The following is a 21,471-nucleotide window of genomic DNA, read 5'->3' on the forward strand; positions in this document are numbered from 1 at the left end:
AGGGTGCGTTTTGTTTGATTAAAATAATCAGAAAATTGTATGTCAACCGATTGACATATGGAACCGGTTGACATACAATTCTTTTTGAAAGCGCTTTATTTAAGAAGTGAAGGGAAGTGGCGGGTATGGAGAGATGGCTGGCGGCAATAAAGTGAAAGAATTAAGCAGTGATAGAAAGTAAGCGCTTACTCAGGGGGTCGTATGTATGTGATGAAAATGAAGAAGGAAGTATGCGGCTCTAAAACGGCTATTAAAAGGTCCTATTAAAGGAGCGGTGCAAATGAAAAGCTCAAAAAGTCTGTATTGGAAACTGAGTGCTTATTTCTTCTTTTTCTTTTTTACTTGGTCTTCCAGCTATTCTTTATTTGCGATTTGGTTAGGGCAGGAAATCAATTTAAACGGATCAGCGACAGGCATTATCTTTTCTGTAAACGCCGTATTTGCCCTATGCATGCAGCCTCTTTACGGTTTTATCTCTGACAAATTGGGGCTGAAGAAAAAGATATTGTTTATGATCAGCTGTCTTCTCATATTCACGGGTCCGTTTTATATCTTCGTCTATGGGCCGCTTTTACAATACAACGTCTTTCTTGGCGCCGTTGTCGGAGGCTTATATTTGGGAGCCGCTTTTTTGGCGGGGATAGGCGCGATTGAAACGTACATTGAAAAGGTCAGCCGTAAGTATGATTTCGAGTATGGAAAATCAAGAATGTGGGGCTCGCTGGGCTGGGCGGCGGCTGCATTTTTTGCGGGGCAGCTTTTCAACATCAATCCCAATATCAACTTCTGGATCGCGTCTGTATCAGCCGTCATATTAACGGCCATTATCATGTCTGTGAAAATAGAAATGACCGATCATGAGAAAAACAGAGCGGATTCGGTCCGGTTAAAAGACGTGGGGCGGCTCTTTTTACTAAGAGATTTCTGGTTTTTTATGCTGTACATTATCGGGGTGACTTGCATTTACGGCGTATATGATCAGCAGTTCCCGATCTACTATGCGTCTTTGTTTCCTTCAGTGTCGACGGGTAACCAAGTATTCGGCTATCTGAATTCATTCCAGGTGTTTTTGGAGGCCGGCATGATGTTTCTTGCGCCTTTTATCGTCAATAAGTTCGGGGCGAAAAACAGTTTGATTTTAGCGGGGTTTTTAATGGCTTTCCGCATCGTCGGGTCCGGAATTGCAGTTGAGCCTGTAGGCATTTCATCAATGAAACTCATCCACGCACTGGAATTGCCGATTATGCTGATCGCCGTTTTTAAATATTTGGCTGCCAATTTTGATACGCGTCTGTCGTCCGTCCTTTATCTCGTCGGTTTTCAATTCGCATCTCAGGCAGGCGCGTCGATTCTGTCGCCGCTTGCGGGAGGATTATATGACAGTGCGGGGTTCCGTCAAACCTATCTCATCATGGGAATCGTCGTCTTCGGTTTTACCGTCATCTCCATATTTACTTTATCGGGCCCGAAACAAAACAGCAGGCGTGTCCAGCGTCCGCAAAAAATCGGATAGAGAGGATGTTACAAATGGATAGAATTCAGCAGGCGGAAGAAGCTTTGAAGGAAGCCGAGGGTAAAGTGAAACAAAGATATCGATTGGGGTACCATATTATGCCCCGGGCGAATTGGATCAATGATCCGAACGGGCTTATTCAGTTTAAAGGAGAATACCACGTCTTTTTTCAGCATCATCCGTATGATGAGCATTGGGGGCCGATGCATTGGGGACATGTAAAAAGTAAAGATCTCATTCATTGGGAGCACCTGCCGGTTGCCTTAGCTCCAGGCGATGCATTCGACCAAAGCGGCTGTTTTTCGGGAAGCGCGGTCGATGATCATGGAAGATTAGCCCTCATCTATACAGGACATAATATAATTGATCAAGAGAAAGACCTATTCTATCAAACTCAAAATATCGCTGTCAGCCAAGATGGAATCGTGTTTGAAAAGCTTCAGGAAAACCCTGTTATTGCGGAACCGCCGGAAGACAGCGCCCGTCATTTCCGCGATCCGAAAGTATGGAAGCATCGCGATGTTTGGTATATGGTCATCGGCAACTCTTCAAAAGAAAACGTCGGACGGGTCGTTTTATACCGTTCACCTGATTTGCGTGATTGGGAATACGCGGGTGTTCTCGCCCAAAGTGACGGTAATCTCGGCTATATGTGGGAATGTCCTGATTTCTTTGAATTAGGCGGCAAGCATGTCCTGCTGATTTCGCCTCAGGGGATCGAGGCGGACGGTGATTCCTATCAAAATTTACATCAAACCGGCTATTTAATCGGTGACTATCATGATGGAACAAACAAATTTACACACGGCGCTTTTAAAGAATTGGATCACGGCCATGACTTTTACGCCGTGCAAACATTATTAGATGATAAAGGACGCAGAATTGCTATCGGGTGGATGGATATGTGGGAATCTGAGATGCCGACAAAAGCGGACGGATGGTGCGGTGCACTGACTTTGCCGCGAGAACTGACTTTGCGTGATGATCATAAACTTTTGATGAATCCCGTGGAAGAAACCAAGCAGCTGCGGAAAATGGAATATCGGGAATGTGCCGGACGATCGGTTTCAGGGAGTTACTTGGCAAAGACGTCCGAAGACCTGCTTGAAGTCCGAGCCGTGTTTGATGTAAACGATTCCGATGCCGAAACAGCAGGCTTTAAGATTCGCGGCCTTGACGAAGAAGAACTTGTGCTGACATACAATCTAACGGATAAAAAGCTGACACTTGATTGCACCAAGATGGGGAAAGCGAAAGACGGTGTGAGAAGGGTGCAGACGGATACAAACGGCAAGCTGGCGCTGCGTATCTTTATTGACAGATCCTCGATTGAAGTATTCGCCAATCATGGAGAAACAACGATGACAAGCCGTATTTATCCGAATGAAGGCAGATTGGGGATTGAGCTGTTTTCTGAGAAAGGCGCCGTAAAGGTTGAGGAATTCACCTATTGGACGTTAAAAGATATTTGGAAAAAAAGCTGAAACGGGTGATTACCGCTTTTTCTGCAGTGATTGAAAATGAACCGAGCCGGGAGGCAGTCCGCCTGAAATGGGTTTTTTGTGAAAATCAATGCCGGTAAACGATGCAGGATTATGCTGCATGAGGACGCTGCATAATCCTGTTGTGCATTATCAAAAAAGAGTTGCTTTCTGCGCGTTTCTTTATTATAATATAAAGGTATCTGATTGAAAAAACGTGCGCTCGTAGCTCAGTTGGATAGAGCGGTGGTTTCCGGTACCACGTCTGTCGGGGGTTCGAATCCCTCCGAGCGCGTCTCAGTTAAGACGATAGGAAAAACCTCGCAGATGATAAATCTGCGAGGTTTTTTTATTTTATCTTGTTTTGAAACTGTTAACGAATGTGTCTCTGTTATGTTCGGTTCCGGCAATCAGCCGCGCACTTTCGCTGATCCGCTGCGCAAGAGCTTTTTGCGCCTTGCCTTCAAAGCTGTTCAATAGTGCTGAATACACTTCATATAATTCATCTTTCAATGTGTCCATTTCGAATGTCGGCTTCAGCGTTTGGCGCACTGTTTCCAGTTTTGTTCCCGCTGCCTGCGTCATGACAGTTTTCAGCATTTGCCGCTGAAGCCTTTTCTTCATCGGGTCATCCTTATGTTCTAAAAGTTCGTCTAATGTCGGCATTATGTATCCACCTCTATCATCTTAACCAGTTTGCGAGCATCTGGTCTTTTTCCTGAAATTCGTCCGCTATTTTATGTAAGAATCCGCCGATCTCTTCAAGGTCCGTGATCGCGGCCTGCAAAGAATCAATAAACGCTTGCTCAGTCTGAGTGTCGTAAAAAATCGGGCCTTTATCGTAGGATTGCGCAATATCTTCAATTGTATTGGTCACGTCCTGTGCTTGAAGCTGATCAAACAAGCCGTGTCCGACTTGGCCGTAAAATTCTGTTTTCAGCTCGGCGATTTTTTCATCGTGCTCCTGATAGGCGTTCTGCGCTTCTTTTTTCATCGTCCGCAAATCCTCAGTCATGGCCTGCACCTTTTCAGCCAGCTTCTTTGCGTTTTTCGGCGTTACTTTTATCGCGTCTCCGCTTCCGATCGCACCGGCCGGCAGAAGAGCGCCGAGATTTTTATCGAAGACTAACTCATCTCCGTTCGGATTTGTGATGTTTCCGTTTCGGTCAAATATGAAATTCGCTTCGTTTAAGCCGTGTGTATCCGGATTTCTCAGAATGACGGTAGTAAAGAAATAAGCGAGATTCTTGCTGATCTGCTCGTTTAAGTTCCCATCAAGCCGCTGCTTTCGGCTGAACTGTGAGAGTGAGGGGTTTTTCGTATAAATCGTTGTCCCGTTGTGGCGGTCATATTCGTTCCAATAACCCGCCCCGACCATGTCGTCCGGATTGATAATTGACCGGATGTATGGATCGTATATGCCGCTGTTGATGTCTTTCTGTGTTTCTTCATCGTGCAGTTTTACGACGGAAGGGCTGTTAAACGCGACGGCATACACATCATTATTCACAGCGCTGTATTCGGCCTCAGCGCCGCCGAGTGAATGGCCGGTTGTTGAAATAATCGTTGACGTTCCGGCATACTTTTTCTTTACGCCGCGTACCAGCTGATCGGCTTGATCGATTTGCGAAGTTTTCGTCATCAGCTTATACTTTCCGGTTGTGAGCATGGCGTCTTGAGAGGGCGTTCCGTGATAGGCTCCGAATGTTTTCGATGTATCCTTTGCGTCTTTTTTTACAATATAATGTACTTCTTTTTTCGGATCATTTCCGAAAACAATATTGCCGCCGTCCGCTTTTACGCCGTCATTAATCGGGTCTTTTCCGATATCGGTTCCCGCAAAGGCGACGACCACGTTTTCGGGGTTTTTTGATTTTGTCCATTTTCCATCTTGTGTTTTTTCTCCTTGTGATAGTACAACTGCGTCCAATCCGGTATCTTCGTCAGTTTTTATTTTCTCAACGTACCAATAAGTTTGTTGGTCTGTTTGTATCGGTTTCCCCGTTTTCAATTTATCAACTAATCTTTCGTGGTTGTAAGATTCCTGACTTAGCGTATAATAAATTTTATCTGTTAATTTTGGAACTTTAATCTTGTGATTCATATACATTGCCTCCTTATTTTTGTAAAATAAGATAGGAAAGGATTGATTTCCAAATGAAAAAGAAACAGTACATAATTATCCTTATTTTAATAATTATAGCAGTTGGGGGACTTTTTATGAAGCATCAGTATGATCAAAAGGAAAAAGAGATTGCGTTATTCGAAGAAGCCCAGAATCATATGGAAAAGTTTTTAACAACGAACTATAAAAATGTGGATAATATCCATTTTTCTGAGGATTACCATATTAATCCAATGGGTGGTATTAGTATTAAGGGTTATACGAATGGAAAAAAAGAGTTTGAAGGTCTATATGATCCAGGCAATAAAGAAATATTGTCGTATACGGTTGATGCCGAACCCAAAGAAGAATGTAAAGATAAGCTTTGTACAAGATAAATTAGCCAGCTCAATCGAGCTGGACTAATTTTGTTTTATTGCTCTTACTCTATCTCCTCGACATAAAACAAATCTTCCATAGGTACATTTAATCCTCAGTTAATAATGAATAGTGTTGTGATATCATATCTTGTATTTGTTTTAAATCTGCTTATCGCAGCCTCAGTAGAACCAACTAAATCAGCCAATTCCTTCTGGATTTGAATTCCTTTCTCCTTCATCACTTCATTTAACCTAGATCTAACTATAAGCTTTTGTAGAAATTCGCACACTTTTAGGATAGTCTAACTAACGCTTATATAAAAGTATTCTCGATCACTGATACTTGATACATTGATATTTTTTAGACATGTACAACACTCTGAGGTTGGTGTAAATTTAATCTAAGAAAGGATGAGTCTGTGAAGAAATACATGGTTGTCCTGATATTTGTAATAACTATAGCGTCAGGAAGTATCTACATGAAGTACCACCATGATAAAAAAGAAGCAGAGCAAGAACTTTTTAACCAAGCGAAAAATAAAATGGAAAGCTATATAAAAGCTAATTACAAAAATATAAAGCAAATTACATACATTAACGATTATAAAATAAATCCTATGGGTGGTATTTCCGTGAAGGGGTACTTGAATGGTAATAAGGAAAAAGAATTTTTTGGACTTTATGACAAAACGAATGATGAAATAGGAGTTTCGTCAGTCGATGCAGAAGAGAAACCCGAATGTCAGGAAAAAGAATGTGAATACTAAAAAAGACGCTGGATTTGCTGGCGAAAATACAATTTAGTGATTTTTGAATAATGTAATTCCAAACGAATTTGCCGGTTTATATGATCCTCCAGATGACAAAATAGGGAGCTCCTCTGTGGATACGGAAGAAAAATCTTAAGACGCCTAACTGGCGTCATTTTAAATTATTGGCTGGCCCCAAAAACTCTAACGGATAAATCCCTTTCCTTAAAGAGTAGCCATTCTTGTTTTTCTCCTTGTAATACACTTCTGTTTTCGGATCATTTCCGAAAACAATATTCCCGCAGTCAAAGATCGGGTCTTTTGCGATATCGGTTCCCGCAAAGGTGACGACCACGTTTTCGGGATTTTTTGATTTTATCCATTTTCCGTTTTTCTTTTCAGCTTGTGACAGAACAACCGCATCAAGTCCGGTATCGTTGTCCGATTTTATTTGATCGACGTACCAGTAAGTAGGTTTTGAAATGGAAGAATTAATACGTATATAATCGTTCTTCTCCAATTTCCTTTTAAGATAGTCATAGTTATAAGCACCTTGACTCATCCTGTAATATGTTTCATCTGTCAGGTTTGAAGTCCTGATTTTCTTGCTCAAGATATATAGCGCCTTTCTTGTCATGTAAAATAGGGTAGGGAAAGGAATGATTTTTTTTGAAAAAATACTTTATTATTGTACTGGTGTTAATTATAACTGTTGTAGGGTTGATTATGAAGCATCAATATGATGTGAAAAAGGAAGAAAAGGCTCTTTTTGAAAAAGCCAAAAGTAAAATGACCGAATACTTGCGTAGCGAGTACAAGGGTATAGAGAAAATTTCTTATGATGATTATTTTATTGATCCAACCGGCGGAATTACAGTTGAGGGGTATCTAAACGGTGATAAAACTAAAGAATTTGACGGCTTATATGATCCTGTAGGTGACAAAATAGGGAGCTCCTCTTTGGATGCGGAAGAAAAATCTTAAGACGCCTAAATACACCTGTCACCGACCATTTTTTCCAGTCCGCGAGCTTCATCATCACTCATGGAACGGATGATTCTGTGAAAAAATATATTATTATGTTCATTATCTTGATAGCAGCCGGAGGTTTTATAATGAAGAGTATGAATGATAAAAATGTTCAGGCTGAAGAGATAAAGATTGCTCAAGAACGAATGGAGAAATTTATCAAAGCGAATTATGAAGGCATACATAACGTTACATTTAAAGATAAATACGAGATAGATCCAATGGGCGGGATAGAGGTATTTGGCTATTACAACGGTGATACATCGAATAAATTCGATGGTATTTATGATAAGGCAAATGACAAGATCATGGGGCACTCAATAGACGCTGTAAGAAAGAATGAATGCAGAGATAAAGATTGTGATTACTAAGAAGACGCTCGTCTGCGTTTTTATAGATGAGCTTAACGAAAAAGACAAGGGTTTCGGCATGTGCCGCCCTTGTCTTTTTTGTTGAACACCTCTTTTTCCGGGTAAACTTTATCAGAGGCAGCTCATTATTTGACAGTCCATTTTAACAGCGTTACAATTGAACGTGTAAATAGTTACATGTTTAAGTGAACATAATACCTCGGGAGGTGATACGTCTTGAATGAACCTTCTTTAAAAAAGTCATCAATGATTCAGTGAACCGCATCATTGATCCCGAGTATGTTTACTTCCGCACTGTGCCTGTATTTGAAACAAGCAGCGAGGCATATCAGCATCTGCAGGACCGGCTGTTTATCGGGGCTGCGATCAGATGGCCGGATGACATTCGGTTAGATATTTATGAAGTTCAATAATAAGATGGAGAGTGAGTCAACATGGAAAACTTTATCGGAAGCCATATGATTTACACGTATGAAAACGGCTGGGAGTATGAAATCTATATTAAAAATGATCATACGATCGACTATCGGATTCATAGCGGAATGGTAGGCGGCCGCTGGGTGCGCGACCAGGAAGTGAATATCGTCAAGCTGACAGAAGGCGTATACAAAGTGTCATGGACTGAACCGACAGGCACAGATGTTTCCTTAAACTTTATGCCGAATGAAAAACGGATGCACGGAATTATTTTCTTCCCGAAATGGGTGCATGAGCATCCGGAAATCACGGTGTGCTACCAAAATGATTACATTGACGTGATGAAAGAGTCACGTGAGAAATATGAAACGTACCCGAAATATGTCGTTCCCGAGTTTGCGGATATTACGTATCTCAACAATGCGGGAATCAATAACGAAACATTGATTTCAGAAGCGCCGTACGAAGGAATGACCGATGATATCCGTGCGAGAAAATTAAAATAAGAGAAAAAACCCGGCAGCTTGGCCGGGTTTTTTGTATCCTTTTACGACAGGGTTTTGGTCATGATAAAGTCGACTTGTTTATCATCCCCCATATAAAAAGAGTGTTCTCCGGTTTGGACAAACCCCATTTTTTGATAAAAGGCGATTGCATTTTCGTTTTTTTCCCATACGCCCAGCCAGATGTTCTTTTTATTGTGTGCTGTTGCGATTTTCACAGCTTCATTCAGCAGATATTTGCCAAGCCCGTGTTTCTGATGGCTTTTTCTTATATAAATTCTCTCAATCTCAAGAGAATCTTCCCCCATTTTTTCTGACTGTGCTTCGTTCATGTTGACTTTTACATACCCCGCAAGGTCATCATGATAATAAATAAAATAAAATTGAGAAGACGGATTGGATAATTCCTTTTTCAGCTGTTCAGAGCGGAATGCATTTTCCAAATAAGCTTTCATATTTTCAGGTGAATTTTGATCTTTAAATGTATCATTGAATGTTTCAATGCTTATCTCCCGAAGCTCTGTTATATCGTTAAGGCTGCACTTTTTTAATTGAATACTCATGGTCATACAGCTCCTTTCTTCATTTATCATATCAGCTGATTTTTTTGTTGTATTTGCAATGAAAATACCGTATAGTAAACATACCGTATTTTTGTTGTATTTGCAACATAAAATAAGAAAATGAGGACGATAAAGTGAAATATGTTTTTTATGTTTTAGGAATCATGATCTTGACCTTTGGTATTTCTGTCACGATTCAATCAGATCTTGGAACGTCTCCTTTTGATGCGCTTATTGTGGGATTATCCGTCCATGCAGGGCTTACCGTGGGAAGCTGGGAAATCATCATCGCTTTCCTGTTAATTTGCTGTAATTCAATGTTAAAAAGACAAAGACCGGAATTTACAGGGATGATTACGGCGTTTATAACGGGAATCGGGATTGATATGTGGCTTTTTTTCCTGCACCGAATCATAACGCCTGAACTATGGTACGGAAAGGCGGGCTGTTTTGCAATCGGTTTAGTTGTGATAGGGATAGGAACCGCAACCTACCTGCACACAAATTTCGCACCGATCCCGGTTGATCGGTTAACGCTAATTGTCCGCGAATTAACCGGGAGAAGCATCTTTTTTTCAAGAACGGTCATTTACTTCATATTTTTCATACTGGCCGTGATGCTAAAAGGTCCGGTAGGCATCGGAACGTTATTAACCGTTTGTTTAGGCGGGATCATCCTTCATTTCTTTATGCCGATTACCGGAAGATGGATAGACGGCATATTAACAGCATCTCCAAAGCAGGAAGAAACGAAAACCCGGTAACGGCGGTTTTTACCCGATTCTATTATTTTTCATTTCACCCGCATGTTTAAGGTATAATAAAAAAGGGGGAGGGATTTTTATGAGCGGTCAAAGAAAGCTCGTTTTTTACGGAGCTGTCAGCGCAGATGGCTATCTTGCGCGGGAAAATCATTCTTTAGATTGGTTAATCGGAACTGAAGGTGAAGACGGCACCGATTATGAAGCTTTCTATGAATCTGTCGATACGATCATCATGGGCAGAAAAACATACGAGGAAATATTGGTTTTATTGCCTGAGGAATTTCCGTACAAAGGTAAAGAATGCTATGTGTTTTCGCGGACATTGACCGGGGGCACTGAACATGTGCGGTTTATTCATGAAGAGCCTGCCGATTTTATAAAAGCATTGAAACGCCAAGAAGGCAAGCGGATTTGGATTGTCGGCGGGAGTGATCTGCTGCACCCGGTTTTGGAGGAAAAACTTGTCGATGAGTTTATCATTCAGATCGCACCCGTTCTGCTCGGCCGCGGAATTTCTTTGTTCAAACCCGGAGACCGGGAGACAGGTCTGAAGCTGACTGATGTCAGGCGCTATAAGCAATTTGCGGAGTTGCATTATGAAGTAAGATGAAAACGAAACGCCAAGGGAGCCGGCTCCCTTGGCGTTTTTTATGCTTGAAACAGGATGCGGCGTTTTGCTGAATCGGGATCACTTTCGACAGCGGTATCCGTGTTGAAAAGCAAAGTTTCGCGTGAATCGGTATCATATTCAGGCCAATTGAAGTGAGAGGTGTTCGGGTTTCCGGTTTTTGCAAAAGCGAGCCATGCGGATTGGATTTGTTTGGAAAGCTGTTCTGCGTCATCACCGAGCGGTTCTTGCAGCGTCTTTCTCAAAGAATCAAAGTTTCCGAACACAAACGGCAATTCCAGAGCGTGAACGGCTTTATGAAACGGCGGTGTTTCGCCATGCCAATCAAAGCGGTACATCCAGACCGGTGCGTGCTGCGACTGTCCTTGTGCGAAAGCGACAGCCGGCCGCCAGAAAATCAGATCCGTCATCATATCGATTTGTCCCTTTAATGAATGCGGATATAAATCTGCCGCTTGCTCGGTGCAGTTCTCTCCGAGATGATAATGCAAATAATCTTGCTGCTTTTTCTCGGAATGAATGTCTGTATCAGGGGTGAAAAACAAATATGCTTCATCACGATTGGTTCCGATGATCATAGGTATGCCTTCTGCGGCTCCGTTTGCTATGGCTTTCACCGGTTCCGCAGGCAATGTGGCCGGATCGATGGCGGGCTGAAACAAAAGTTGAAAAATGTTTTGATCTAGTGAGCGCCGCACTTTATCCGCAGTCTTAAGCAGGTCATTAACGGAAAGCTCCTGCAATTGATCAGTGCCGGCTTCATGAATAAATGCCGCCGCGATGTCTTTTGCCATGTCCGCCGGGATCGTATGAGAGGCGCCGCTTTCTAAAATGGCTTTATGAAACAGGCCTTTTGCGTCAGGCATTGCCATAAGGGAGGCGATGCTCATGCCGCCTGCCGATTCACCAAATATCGTGACGTTATCCGGGTCTCCTCCGAATTCGGAGATATTGTCCCTCACCCAGCGCAGCGCGGCGATCTGATCGAGCAGCCCGATATTGGCGGAATACGCGTCATGAATAGAAGACAAATGTAAAAAGCCGAACGGTCCGAGCCTGTAATTGAGTGTCACTACAATGACATCTCCGTCAGCGGCAAGGGCAGATCCGTCGTAAAGCGGTTCGCTTCCGGCACCTAAATAAAATGCCCCGCCGTGTATCCATACCATGACAGGCTTTTTTTCGCCCTCTGAATCGGGGGCGAAAACATTGAGGTAAAGGCAATCTTCAGATTGAGGCGGTACATCTCCGGAAAACGATATAGACAGCATATCATCCGGCTGCGGACAAACCGGTCCGAACGAATCGGCATGTTTTACGCCGTCCCAAGGTGCGGGCGGCTCCGGCGCTTTAAATCTGAGCTCTCCGACGGGCGGCTTCGCGTACGGTATGCCCTTCCATGTGCGGGCACCGCGGCCGGCAGTTCCTTTCAGTGCGCCGGAGCGGGTTTGAACGGTAAGTTTTGTCATGATTTCATCCCCTTTTTTCTTTTCATTATAAACAGAGATGAAGACATGAAGCGAATAAAAGCCTTTTCATCAGCATATCATTAGTAACGCTTCCGTTCTAAAAATGATCTGACTTCCTGAACGGACAAGCCGAGTTCTTTGGCTTCCTGCATCAGCGCTTTCCATTCCTCAATGTTGGATTCAGTCAGTTTTCTGTTGCGGTAGGGTGCGGGCTCCGGGCGTTTTTCAGTCAATTTGTTCGTAAAGGTGAACAGTTCTTCTTTCGGCATGCCCGACTGCACGGCCTGCACAAGGTGGATGCGCCACTCATCTTCCGTGCCTCCCATGTGATGCAGCATCGTTTCGGCATCAAAAAGCTCCGTCAGATCGACCTGCAGGGTGGCGGATACTTTTTTCAGAAATTGGATGGATGGATTTGAGTGAACCCCCCGTTCTATCTTGCTTAAATAAGATTTAGAGACACCTGCTTCAACTGCTAGCTGATTAATAGAGTAGCCTTTTCTTCTGCGGTATAAACGAATTATTCTTCCAATCATTGTGCTGAATTCTCCCCTGTATACTGGCATTTTTTTGTTCATTATAAGAAATTTTTCGTTCTTTATAAAATTTAAAATTATAAGGTAAGTGCAGTAAATAAGAGGAAAATCATGATAATGTTCTTTAAAAAGAACTAAATGGCTTAATTTGAAATTTTCAAATTTCGACCTTTTCTTTTATAATCCAATCATTAACAGAAGGGGGCGTTTAAGCCTGATGCAATAAGGATGAGGCTGTAATTACATGAATGAGAATATGAGTTTCAAAGAATTATTTGACATTATTAAACACAGATTTTTACTGATTTTTATCATGACAGCAGTTGTAACGCTGGTGACGGGATACATCCAATTCCGGGTGATTTCGCCCGTTTATCAGGCATCGACCCAAGTGCTCATTCATGAAACAAGCGGTGAAAAAAATTCGAATCTCAGCGACGTTCAGCTGAATCTTCATTACAACAATACGTTTCAAACGATAATGAAAAGCCCGGTAGTGCTTGAGAAAGTGAAGCAGACGCTGCATCTTTCTGAGACGGCATCCGCTTTAAAAGCAAAGATCACGACAAGCAGCGAAACCGATTCAGAGATCATTACCGTAGCGGTGCAGGACGAGAATCCGAAACAGGCCGCCGCTATAGCGAACACGCTGATGAAGACATTTAAAAAAGAAGTCCGTGACAGGATGAATATAAAAGGCGTCATTGTTTTGTCTGAGGCAAAAGCATCGGAAAGCCCGATGGTCAAGCCTTCGCGCATCAGGAATATCATGATGGCGTTCGGTGCGGCTCTCATGGCGGGTGTGACGCTTGCGTTTTTTCTCCATTTTCTTGATGAAACCGTTAAAAGCGAGCGGCAGCTCAGCGAAAAAACAGACTTGCCTGTTTTAGGGGTTGTGTATGACATCAAAAATCAGCAGACACGGTCTGATGAAAAACATTTCGGGGAGTGAGGCGTTTGGGATTCAGAAAAAAGAAATCAAGAAGGGGACTGGCTCAAATATCCGTTTTACATCACAAATCATTGGTGGCTGAACAATACCGCACCATTCGGACAAATATTGAGTTCTCCTCTGTTCAGACCCATTTGCGCTCTATTCTCGTCACTTCTTCCGTTCCGGGAGAAGGAAAATCATTCAGCGCCGCCAACCTTGCCGCGGTATTTGCGCAGCAGGAAAAAAAGGTGCTGCTCGTCGATGCGGATTTACGAAAACCGACGATACACGAGACCTATCAGCTTGAAAATGTACAAGGCCTTACGAATGTGTTAGTCGGAAACGCTTCCCTCGGCGAAACGGTGCAAAAAACGCTGATTGATAACCTTTACGTCTTAACGAGCGGGCCGACGCCGCCGAATCCGGCTGAGCTTTTATCTTCAAAGGCGATGGGAGAGCTGATTCAGGAGATGTACAGCCGGTACAGTCTGGTTATTTTCGATTCACCTCCGCTTTTGGCTGTGGCGGACGGACAGATTTTAGCGAACCAGACAGATGGAAGCGTTCTCGTCGTCTTGAGCGGAAAAACGAAAATGGATACCGTCCAAAAGGCGAGAGACGCTCTCCAGCAGTCAAAGGCAAAGCTTTTGGGGGCGCTGCTGAATAAAAAGAAAATCAAAAAAACGGAGCACTACTCGTATTGAGCGGTGCAGGTGATGTCTCCTTACCTTTATCAACGGAGGCACTCGGCTCTGCTGTGGGCGGCGTTTTCCGCCGCCTTAGATGCTGGTCGTCGGTGGCGGGGTGTGAGGACGGGTTAAATGCCCAATTTTATCTTAAGATGATGCATTGTTATCGGCTTAGCTGTTATGTCTGTTTTTACGAAAACCGTATCAGCTAAACCGATAAATGAGGAGGGGAAAGATTGACTTACCGGAGAAGACTTTCAATGATTTTTGCATTGGATACGTATCTCGTTTTACTTTCCGTTGTTATAGGATATCAATTTTTTGAGGATTCTTATCACTTTTATGACTCCGGAGCGTTACTGCTGACTGCCGTGAGCATGCTGATCAGCCATCATGTATGCGCTTTTATGTTTCACCAGTATAAGCAGGTATGGACGTACACGGGAATAGGCGAGCTGCTTGATCTGCTGAAGGGGATCACGCTGTCCGCAGCTGTGACAGCCGCCGTCCAATACGGGGTGTTCCACACGATTTTGTTCCGGCTGTTGGCCGTCAGCTGGATGGTTCAGCTATTGTTCATCGGAGGAAGCCGGATGATTTCACGGGTGCTGAAAGAAACGATCGGCAGGAAGCAAAATGACTCTTCCCGGGCGCTGATCATCGGCGCAGGTTCGGGGGGGACGCTGCTCGTCCGTCAGCTTACCCAGAAAAACGATCTCGGAATCATGCCTGTGGCTTTTATTGATGATGATCAGACAAAGCATAAGCTTGAAATCATGGGCCTGCCCGTCATCGGCGGAAAAGAAAGCATTATGCCGGCGGTGCAGAGGCTGAGAATTCACCATATCATCATTGCCATTCCGTCTCTTTGCACCCATGAGCTTCAGATGTTATACAAAGAATGTGTGCAGACGGGCGCCCATATTAAAATCATGCCGCAATTTGACGAGATCCTGCTCGGAACGCAGGCTGCCGGACACATCAGAGATGTAAAAGCCGAAGATCTGCTCGGCAGAAAGCCGGTCACCCTTGATACGAGCAAAATTTCTGACAGCATCAAGGGAAAAACGATTCTGGTCACGGGCGCCGGCGGCTCAATCGGTTCTGAGATCTGCCGCCAGATCAGCGCGTTTCTTCCGCGGGAAATCGTCCTTCTCGGCCACGGGGAGAACAGCATTCATTCCGTACATACCGAGCTGTCCGCACGCTTCGGCAAAGAGGTGCTCTTTCACGCGGAGATCGCCGATATTCAGGACAGAGATAAAATCTTTGCTTTGATGAAAAAATACGAGCCGCACGTCGTCTATCATGCGGCTGCCCATAAACATGTGCCGTTAATGGAACATAATCCGGAAGAAGCCGTTAAAAACAACATTATCGGCACGAAAAATGTCGCCGAAGCCGCCGACATGTGCGGAACGGAAACCTTCGTGCTGATTTCTTCTGACAAAGCGGTCAATCCGGCCAATGTCATGGGCGCGACGAAACGGTTTGCGGAAATGGTCATCATGAACCTCGGAAAGGTCAGCCGCACCAAATTCGCCGCCGTCCGTTTCGGAAATGTGCTCGGAAGCCGCGGCAGCGTCATTCCGATTTTCAAAAAGCAGATTGAAAAAGGCGGACCCGTCACCGTCACGCACCCGGCGATGACAAGATATTTTATGACGATTCCCGAAGCGTCAAGACTCGTCATTCAGGCGGGGGCGCTTGCAAAAGGGCGGCAGATTTTCGTTCTGGATATGGGAGAACCCGTCAAAATCGTCGATCTGGCCAAAAACCTGATTCATTTATCAGGCTATACGACAGAACAGATTCCCATCGAATTCTCCGGCATCCGCCCGGGAGAAAAGATGTATGAAGAATTGCTGAATCATAATGAAGTACATACGGAGCAGATTTTTCCGAAAATCCATATCGGGAAAGCGGTGGACGGGAATTGGGCCGTGCTCATCCGTTTTATGGAGGAATTCAGCCGTCTGCCTGAAGAAGAGCTGAGAAAAAGGCTGTTTGAGGCGATCGAATCAGTACATGAAGAAGCGGCCGCAGGCGTGTGATGGGAGGACAGAAAGATGACGAAAAAAGTATTATTCTGCGCCACTGTCGATTATCATTTTAAAGCCTTTCATCTTCCGTATTTTCAATGGTTTCAGGATATGGGCTGGGAGGTGCACGTCGCGGCAGGCGGCAATATGAATCTTCCGTTCGTTGATGAAAAGTTTTCCATTCCGATCCGGCGCTCGCCGTTTCATCCCGAAAATCTTTCTGTTTACAGGCGGCTGAAACGGATCATTCAGGACAACGGCTACGACATGATTCACTGTCATACGCCGGTCGGTGGCGTGCTTGCACGCCTTGCGGCGAGACAAGCTCGCCAAAAAGGGACAAAGGTGCTGTACACCGCGCACGGCTTTCACTTCTGTGACGGAGCGCCCCTGAAAAACTGGCTTCTTTATTACCCGATCGAAAAATTTCTTTCTTCTTATACGGATTGTCTGATTACGATTAATGAAGAGGATTACGAACGGGCCAAGCAAATGAAAAAAACAGCTTGCGGCGCGAAAAAAATACACGGCATCGGGGTGAATACAGACAGGTTTCGCCCTGTGAGCCGGGAAGAGAGTGAACGTCTGAGAGAAAAACAAGGCTTCGGCGCCGGGGAATTTATTCTCGTATACCCCGCTGAATTAAACGGCAATAAAAACCAAGGACTTCTCATTGAGACTGCGGCACTGCTGAAGAACCGCATCCCGGAGCTGAAACTCGTATTTGCAGGAGAAGGCGCAATGGAAGCGCCGTACAGAAAAAAGGCTGAATCACTCGGTGTATCCGACATGGTGCGGTTTTACGGTTTTTGCCGCGATATTCATGAACTGATTCAGCTTGCCGATCTGTCTGTCGCCTCAAGCATCCGGGAAGGACTCGGCATGAATCTGCTTGAAGGAATGGCTGCCGAAAAGCCGGCCGTTGCCGCGGACAACAGGGGACACCGTGAGATCATCGAAGACGGCGTGAACGGTTTTCTCGTGCCGGCCGGGGACAGCGCGGCATTTGCCGATCGGATTGAAAAGCTGTACCGCTCCCCGTGTCTGCGAAAAGCAATGGGACAAGAAGGGCGCAGGACGGCGGAATGTTTTTCGAAAACACGTACGGTAAAGGAAATGGCGCACATTTACGCCGGTTATATGGATAAAAAGGAGAAAAGCGTATGAATGCAGGAGCACAACCGAAAATTTCCGTCATCATGGGAATTTATAATTGCGAAGAGACTTTAGCGGAGAGTATTGAATCCATCCTGAGCCAATCTTATAAGAATTGGGAACTGATTATGTGTGATGACGCGTCAACTGACGGAACGTATCAGATTGCGCGCCGTTACGCGGATCATTACGGCGACCGGATTACGCTGATTCAAAATAAGACAAATCAACGGCTTGCCGCTTCGCTGAACCGCTGTCTGACATACGCAACGGGCGATTATATCGCCAGGCAGGACGGTGATGACATCTCCAACCCGAGGAGACTGGAAAAACAGGCCGCTTTCTTAAACAAGCACGCCCACTATCAAGTCGTAGGCACGGGGATGCTCGTATTTGACGAATTCGGCGTAAGGGGCGCCCGGCTTTTGCCGCCCGTGCCGAAACCGGGAATTATGGCGAAAGGCACACCGTTCTGCCACGGCACCATTATGATCCGGGCTGAAGCGTACAAAGCGCTTGGCGGCTACCGGTCAGTCAGGCGGACGCGGCGGATGGAGGATATCGATTTGTGGCTGCGCTTTTTTGAAGCGGGTTTCCGGGGGTACAATCTCCAAGAAACGCTGTATAAAGTAAGAGAGGACAGTGATGCGTTTAAAAGGAGATCGTTTACGTATTCCATTGATAACGCGGTCCTCGTTTTTCAGGCATGCAGACGGCTGAAGCTGCCGCTTTCCCATTACGCGTATATCGCAAAACCTCTCATCCGCGCCATTACGCCGCCCGCGGTCATGAACCGTTATCATAAAAACAGGGACATCCGCCAAAAAGAAGGGCTTGCCGAACATGACTGACAAATCGATGCGGGTGCTGCACATCTTCAGCGGGATGAACAGGGGCGGCGCAGAAACGATGATGATGAATTTGTACCGGAAGATGGACAGAACGAAGGTGCAGTTTGATTTTTTAACCCATAGGAACGATCCGTGCGCTTATGATGAGGAAATTCTCGCTCTCGGCGGACGGCTTTTTTATGTGCCGAGCATCGGCAGCACAAACCCGATTACATTTGTGAAACAGGTCAAGCGGGTGATTCAGGAAAAAGGCCCGTTTGCCGCCGTGCACGCCCATACCGATTTTCAGTCGGGATTCATCGCGCTTGCCGCTCGTTTAGCCGGCGTCCCGGTGCGGATCTGCCATTCGCACAGTACGTCGTGGCGGGGGCGGGCGTCGCGGCTTGCCGGGATGCAGCTGTTTGTTTTCAGACGGCTGATCACGGCAAACGCCACGGCACTGTGCGCCTGCGGAGAAGACGCGGGCCATTTCTTATTCGGGAAAGAAAAAGACGTGCATCTTTTGCCGAACGGCATTGATCTCGACTTATTTGCCGGCGGGTGCGTGGATACAGAAGCTGAAAAAAGGAAGCGGGGCATTGCAGACGGCCGTTTGGTGATCGGCCATATCGGCCGCTTTACAGAAGAAAAAAACCACGAATTTCTGCTCCGGCTGGCCGCTGATATGAAAGAGCGAGGCATCGGTTTACAGCTGATTCTCGCCGGAGACGGTCCGCTTCGCACCGACATGGAAAATCTGGCGGCGAAGCTGGGGCTTGATGATGATGTGCGTTTTATCGGCATAGAAGACCGCGTTCATGCCCTGCTGAAAACGCTGGATGTATTTGTCATGCCGTCTCTTTATGAAGGGCTGCCCGTCACGCTCGTTGAAGCGCAGGCCTCCGGGGTGCCGTGCGTAATATCAGACGGCATAACGGAAGAAGCCGATGCCGGGCTCGGGCTGGTCAAAAGGCTCAGCCTCAAAGAACCGCCCGGACAATGGGCATCCGCGGTGTTACGGGCAGCAGAGGCGGCAAAGCCTGACGGGGCGCGCATTAAAGAAACCCTCAGACGGCAGGGATATGACGCGGGAGAAAATGCGGGGGCTGTTATGAAGCTTTACAATATGAATTGGAAAAAGGAACAGTAACGAATGATTGTATATGTAGTCAATATGGGAATTGTGTATATTTGGTCATGGTTCGCGAAAATGTGCGGCGGGCGTGATCAATCGCTTTCGACCGGATACCGGCCGAATCAGCTCGTCATGATCGTTCCGCTGCTATCGCTCGTATTGGTCTCCGGTTTGCGCTACAGAGTCGGGACGGATTTTCAGACGTACGCGCTGATGTACAAGCTGGCGGGAAATTACGGCAGCATTTGGGAGATCTTCGGGTTCGGAGCGAAAAAAGCAGCCGTTGATCCGGGGTTTACGGCTCTCATCTGGCTCATGAATTTTATCACGAAAGATCCGCAAATCATGTATTTCACCGTGGCGGTCGTGACGTGCAGCTTTATTTTAAAGGGGCTCGTTGAGTTCGGCCGTCCGTTTGAGCTGAGTGTGTTTTTGTTTTTGGGCACGTATCACTATTACGCTTCCTTTAACGGGATCAGGCAGTATATGGTGGCGGCCGTTTTGTTTTGGGCCGTCCGCTACGTGATCAGCGGAAGCTGGAAGCGTTATATGTCAATCGTGCTGCTGTGTTCGCTTTTTCATTCCTCAGCGCTGATTATGATTCCGGTTTATTTTCTCGTCAGAAAAAGAGCCTGGTCGCCTGCGATTTTCGGACTGTCGGCATTGTTTCTTCTTATGACGTTTCTGTATCAGAAGTTCATTTCGCTTTTTGTCGTCGTGCTGGAAAACAGCTCGTACGGCCATTATGAGAAATGGCTGATGACCAATACGAACGGGATGAACGTCGTAAAAATCGCGGTGCTGCTTCTGCCGCTGTTTTTGGCTTTCTGCTATCGGGAGCGGCTGCGGAAGCTCTGGCCTGACATTGATGTCATTGTGAATTTCTGTCTGCTCGGCCTGCTCTTCGGTCTTTTGGCGACAAAGGATGTTATTTTCGCCCGGTTTAATATATATTTCGGCCTGTACCAAATGATCCTGATCCCTTATTTTGTGAGAATTTTTGATGAAAAATCAAATGCGCTGATTTATATCGCCATTATTGTCTGTTATTTTCTTTACAGTTACTTGCTTATGCCGGTCGATTCGTCTGTGCTTCCGTACAGAACGATTTTTTCCCGGTAATGGACATTGGAGGTTTATATGGAAACACCCGCGGTCAGTTTATTAATTGCTGTGTATAATACGGAAACTTATTTAGAAAGATGCTTAGATTCATTGCTCAATCAGTCGCTCGCCAATATCGAAATCGTGGCCGTTAATGACGGGTCAACGGATCAAAGCCCGGCGATTCTTGAAACCTATCAGAAGCGGGATGAGAGAATCCGGGTCATTCATCAGCAAAACCGGGGGCTCGGCGCAGTCCGCAACAGGGGGATCGAGGCGGCGCGCGGCGAATTTATCGCTTTTATTGATGCGGACGACTGGGTTGAACCTGATTATTGCCTGCGCATGTATGAAAAAGCGAAGGCTGATCAGGCTGATCTCGTGATTTGCGAATATGCGGCCGAGTTTGCGGATACGGGGAAAACCGCCGTTTCAACGATCGCTTCAGCGTACGCGGGGCGCCCGAAACAACTGTACCTGAAAGATTTATTTGAAGGAAGAGTCAGCGGTTTTTCATGGAACAAGCTGTACAAAAGAACCATGATCGAGCATCATCAGCTGCGCTTTCCGCTTCGTGATGAGCTGGAGCACGTGGAGGATCAGTACTTCAGCCTCCGGGCGCATGTTTTCGCAGGTGCGGTCTCGTACGTGGATCAGCCGCTCTATCATTATCGGATTCACTTGACTTCCATTGTGCAAAGCTATCAGAAAAAGCTGTTTGACTCAGGTCTCGTTCTCTATCGGCTGAACGAGGCTTTTTTGCGTGAAAACGGCTGCTTACAGGAATACCGGCAGGAGCTGGATTTTTTCATCGTTCAGCACGGAACAGTCTGCCTGCTGAATGAATGGAAGCGGAATAACGGCGGCCGGTTTTCTGAGAAGTGGAAGAATATCAGCCGGATATGCGCTGATCCCGTGTTTCGCCTGAGCCTTTCCAAAACCGGAACGGCGCCGTTTGACGCCAAACGCTCATGCCTTCTGCTTTTGGCGAAGCTGAAGCTGATTCCGTTCGTGTCGCTGGCATCAGCCGCGTATCAGCGGGCAATCGAGTACAAAATGAAAATCAGAGGGTGAA

Annotated in this window: 23 protein-coding genes, 1 tRNA gene and 2 pseudogenes; 19 read left to right on the plus strand and 7 right to left on the minus strand. The window is 45.6% G+C overall.

Translation table 11 applies throughout. The features are described from left to right. Positions 1–280: 280 nt before the first annotated feature. The 3 genes from SB24_RS12825 to SB24_RS12835 all read left to right on the plus strand — a co-directional run bounded on the left by SB24_RS12825 (position 281) and on the right by SB24_RS12835 (position 3,289). Positions 281–1,513 carry an MFS transporter gene (locus SB24_RS12825; RefSeq protein ID WP_033575186.1) on the plus strand — a complete coding sequence of 411 codons (1,233 nt, stop codon included), beginning with the start codon at positions 281–283 and terminating at the stop codon, positions 1,511–1,513. A gap of 14 nt (positions 1,514–1,527) precedes the next feature. Next, a complete protein-coding gene (locus SB24_RS12830) occupies positions 1,528–2,997 on the plus strand; it encodes a glycoside hydrolase family 32 protein (RefSeq protein WP_015418283.1) in 1,470 nt (489 codons plus the stop codon). A 216-nt stretch (positions 2,998–3,213) separates the two neighbouring features. Beyond that, positions 3,214–3,289: transfer RNA gene (locus SB24_RS12835), tRNA-Arg, on the plus strand. Between the two features lie 59 nt (positions 3,290–3,348). Here the strand turns inward: SB24_RS12835 and SB24_RS12840 are convergent. Continuing rightward, positions 3,349–3,660, minus strand: coding sequence for a hypothetical protein (locus tag SB24_RS12840; RefSeq protein WP_039253731.1), 312 nt, complete (start codon positions 3,658–3,660; stop codon positions 3,349–3,351). 16 nt (positions 3,661–3,676) lie between these two features. After that, a complete protein-coding gene (locus SB24_RS12845; RefSeq protein ID WP_033575185.1) occupies positions 3,677–5,098 on the minus strand; it encodes a lipase in 1,422 nt (473 codons plus the stop codon). A 53-nt stretch (positions 5,099–5,151) separates the two neighbouring features. Between SB24_RS12845 and SB24_RS12850 the strand changes: the two genes are divergently transcribed. Continuing rightward, complete coding sequence (locus SB24_RS12850; RefSeq protein ID WP_039253733.1) at positions 5,152–5,496, plus strand: DUF1433 domain-containing protein; 345 nt, start codon at positions 5,152–5,154, stop codon at positions 5,494–5,496. Between the two features lie 95 nt (positions 5,497–5,591). Here SB24_RS12850 and SB24_RS20440 read toward each other — a convergent pair whose 3' ends face one another. Next, positions 5,592–5,717 (minus strand): hypothetical protein, encoded by a 126-nt coding sequence (locus SB24_RS20440; RefSeq protein ID WP_015387666.1) that lies wholly within the window; start codon positions 5,715–5,717, stop codon positions 5,592–5,594. Positions 5,718–5,957: 240 nt separating this feature from the next. Here SB24_RS20440 and SB24_RS12855 point away from each other — a divergent pair, with 240 nt between their 5' ends. Beyond that, positions 5,958–6,245, plus strand: coding sequence for a DUF1433 domain-containing protein (locus SB24_RS12855; protein WP_025285326.1), 288 nt, complete (start codon positions 5,958–5,960; stop codon positions 6,243–6,245). Positions 6,246–6,483: 238 nt separating this feature from the next. Here SB24_RS12855 and SB24_RS12860 read toward each other — a convergent pair. After that, positions 6,484–6,840 (minus strand): annotated as a pseudogene (locus SB24_RS12860) (lipase); the annotation flags it as partial. Positions 6,841–6,896: 56 nt separating this feature from the next. Between SB24_RS12860 and SB24_RS12865 the strand changes: the two are divergent. From SB24_RS12865 to SB24_RS12875, 4 genes and pseudogenes are all read left to right on the plus strand, one after another. Next, complete coding sequence (locus SB24_RS12865) at positions 6,897–7,211, plus strand: DUF1433 domain-containing protein (RefSeq protein ID WP_033575182.1); 315 nt, start codon at positions 6,897–6,899, stop codon at positions 7,209–7,211. A 131-nt stretch (positions 7,212–7,342) separates the two neighbouring features. Next, the gene (locus SB24_RS12870) at positions 7,343–7,627 is read left to right on the plus strand and encodes a DUF1433 domain-containing protein (RefSeq protein WP_050515838.1); all 285 of its coding nucleotides are present in this window, start codon (positions 7,343–7,345) and stop codon (positions 7,625–7,627) included. Positions 7,628–7,878: 251 nt separating this feature from the next. After that, a pseudogene (locus tag SB24_RS19655) lies at positions 7,879–8,040 on the plus strand (DUF3237 family protein); the annotation flags it as partial. Positions 8,041–8,061: 21 nt separating this feature from the next. Further along, entirely contained in the window at positions 8,062–8,550 is a 489-nt protein-coding gene (locus tag SB24_RS12875; RefSeq protein WP_039253743.1) for a phenolic acid decarboxylase, read from the plus strand. Positions 8,551–8,591: 41 nt separating this feature from the next. Here SB24_RS12875 and SB24_RS12880 read toward each other — a convergent pair whose 3' ends face one another. Continuing rightward, positions 8,592–9,110, minus strand: a complete 519-nt coding sequence (locus SB24_RS12880; RefSeq protein ID WP_039253746.1) for a spermidine/spermine N(1)-acetyltransferase — start codon at positions 9,108–9,110, stop codon at positions 8,592–8,594. Positions 9,111–9,244: 134 nt separating this feature from the next. On the opposite strand from SB24_RS12880, the gene SB24_RS12885 reads away from it, so the two are divergent. Together SB24_RS12885 and SB24_RS12890 are read left to right on the plus strand one after the other, a co-directional pair. Beyond that, entirely contained in the window at positions 9,245–9,874 is a 630-nt protein-coding gene (locus tag SB24_RS12885; RefSeq protein WP_039253749.1) for a YczE/YyaS/YitT family protein, read from the plus strand. Between the two features lie 79 nt (positions 9,875–9,953). Beyond that, positions 9,954–10,484 carry a dihydrofolate reductase family protein gene (locus SB24_RS12890; protein ID WP_007407397.1) on the plus strand — a complete coding sequence of 177 codons (531 nt, stop codon included), beginning with the start codon at positions 9,954–9,956 and terminating at the stop codon, positions 10,482–10,484. Between the two features lie 38 nt (positions 10,485–10,522). Here SB24_RS12890 and SB24_RS12895 read toward each other — a convergent pair whose 3' ends face one another. Both SB24_RS12895 and slrR read right to left on the minus strand, forming a co-directional pair. Next, positions 10,523–11,971: a carboxylesterase/lipase family protein gene (locus SB24_RS12895; protein ID WP_039253752.1), complete on the minus strand. Its 1,449-nt coding sequence runs from the start codon at positions 11,969–11,971 to the stop codon at positions 10,523–10,525. 80 nt (positions 11,972–12,051) lie between these two features. Further along, the gene (gene slrR / locus SB24_RS12900) at positions 12,052–12,507 is read right to left on the minus strand and encodes an HTH-type transcriptional regulator SlrR (RefSeq protein ID WP_003151541.1); all 456 of its coding nucleotides are present in this window, start codon (positions 12,505–12,507) and stop codon (positions 12,052–12,054) included. Between the two features lie 244 nt (positions 12,508–12,751). On the opposite strand from slrR, the gene SB24_RS12905 reads away from it, so the two are divergent. The 8 genes from SB24_RS12905 to SB24_RS12940 all read left to right on the plus strand — a co-directional run bounded on the left by SB24_RS12905 (position 12,752) and on the right by SB24_RS12940 (position 21,470). Beyond that, positions 12,752–13,459: a YveK family protein gene (locus SB24_RS12905; protein WP_033575178.1), complete on the plus strand. Its 708-nt coding sequence runs from the start codon at positions 12,752–12,754 to the stop codon at positions 13,457–13,459. 5 nt (positions 13,460–13,464) lie between these two features. Further along, complete coding sequence (locus tag SB24_RS12910; protein WP_007407393.1) at positions 13,465–14,145, plus strand: protein tyrosine kinase EpsB; 681 nt, start codon at positions 13,465–13,467, stop codon at positions 14,143–14,145. A gap of 221 nt (positions 14,146–14,366) precedes the next feature. Further along, positions 14,367–16,184, plus strand: coding sequence for a polysaccharide biosynthesis protein (locus tag SB24_RS12915; RefSeq protein WP_172437938.1), 1,818 nt, complete (start codon positions 14,367–14,369; stop codon positions 16,182–16,184). Between the two features lie 15 nt (positions 16,185–16,199). Continuing rightward, on the plus strand, positions 16,200–17,339 hold the full coding sequence (locus SB24_RS12920; protein WP_039253756.1) for a glycosyltransferase family 4 protein: 1,140 nt from the start codon (positions 16,200–16,202) through the stop codon (positions 17,337–17,339). After that, positions 17,336–18,178 (plus strand): glycosyltransferase EpsE, encoded by an 843-nt coding sequence (locus SB24_RS12925; RefSeq protein WP_039253760.1) that lies wholly within the window; start codon positions 17,336–17,338, stop codon positions 18,176–18,178. The genes SB24_RS12920 and SB24_RS12925 overlap by 4 nt, the downstream gene beginning before the upstream one ends. Continuing rightward, positions 18,171–19,307 carry a glycosyltransferase family 1 protein gene (locus SB24_RS12930; protein WP_039253764.1) on the plus strand — a complete coding sequence of 379 codons (1,137 nt, stop codon included), beginning with the start codon at positions 18,171–18,173 and terminating at the stop codon, positions 19,305–19,307. The genes SB24_RS12925 and SB24_RS12930 overlap by 8 nt, the downstream gene beginning before the upstream one ends. 3 nt (positions 19,308–19,310) lie before the next feature. After that, a complete protein-coding gene (locus SB24_RS12935) occupies positions 19,311–20,414 on the plus strand; it encodes a biofilm exopolysaccharide biosynthesis protein EpsG (protein WP_007613926.1) in 1,104 nt (367 codons plus the stop codon). Between the two features lie 18 nt (positions 20,415–20,432). Continuing rightward, positions 20,433–21,470 (plus strand): glycosyltransferase family 2 protein, encoded by a 1,038-nt coding sequence (locus tag SB24_RS12940; RefSeq protein ID WP_031378303.1) that lies wholly within the window; start codon positions 20,433–20,435, stop codon positions 21,468–21,470. The last annotated feature ends 1 nt before the right edge of the window (position 21,471 follow it).

This window comes from Bacillus sp. Pc3 (genome assembly GCF_000815145.1).
GTDB lineage: Bacteria > Bacillota > Bacilli > Bacillales > Bacillaceae > Bacillus > Bacillus velezensis.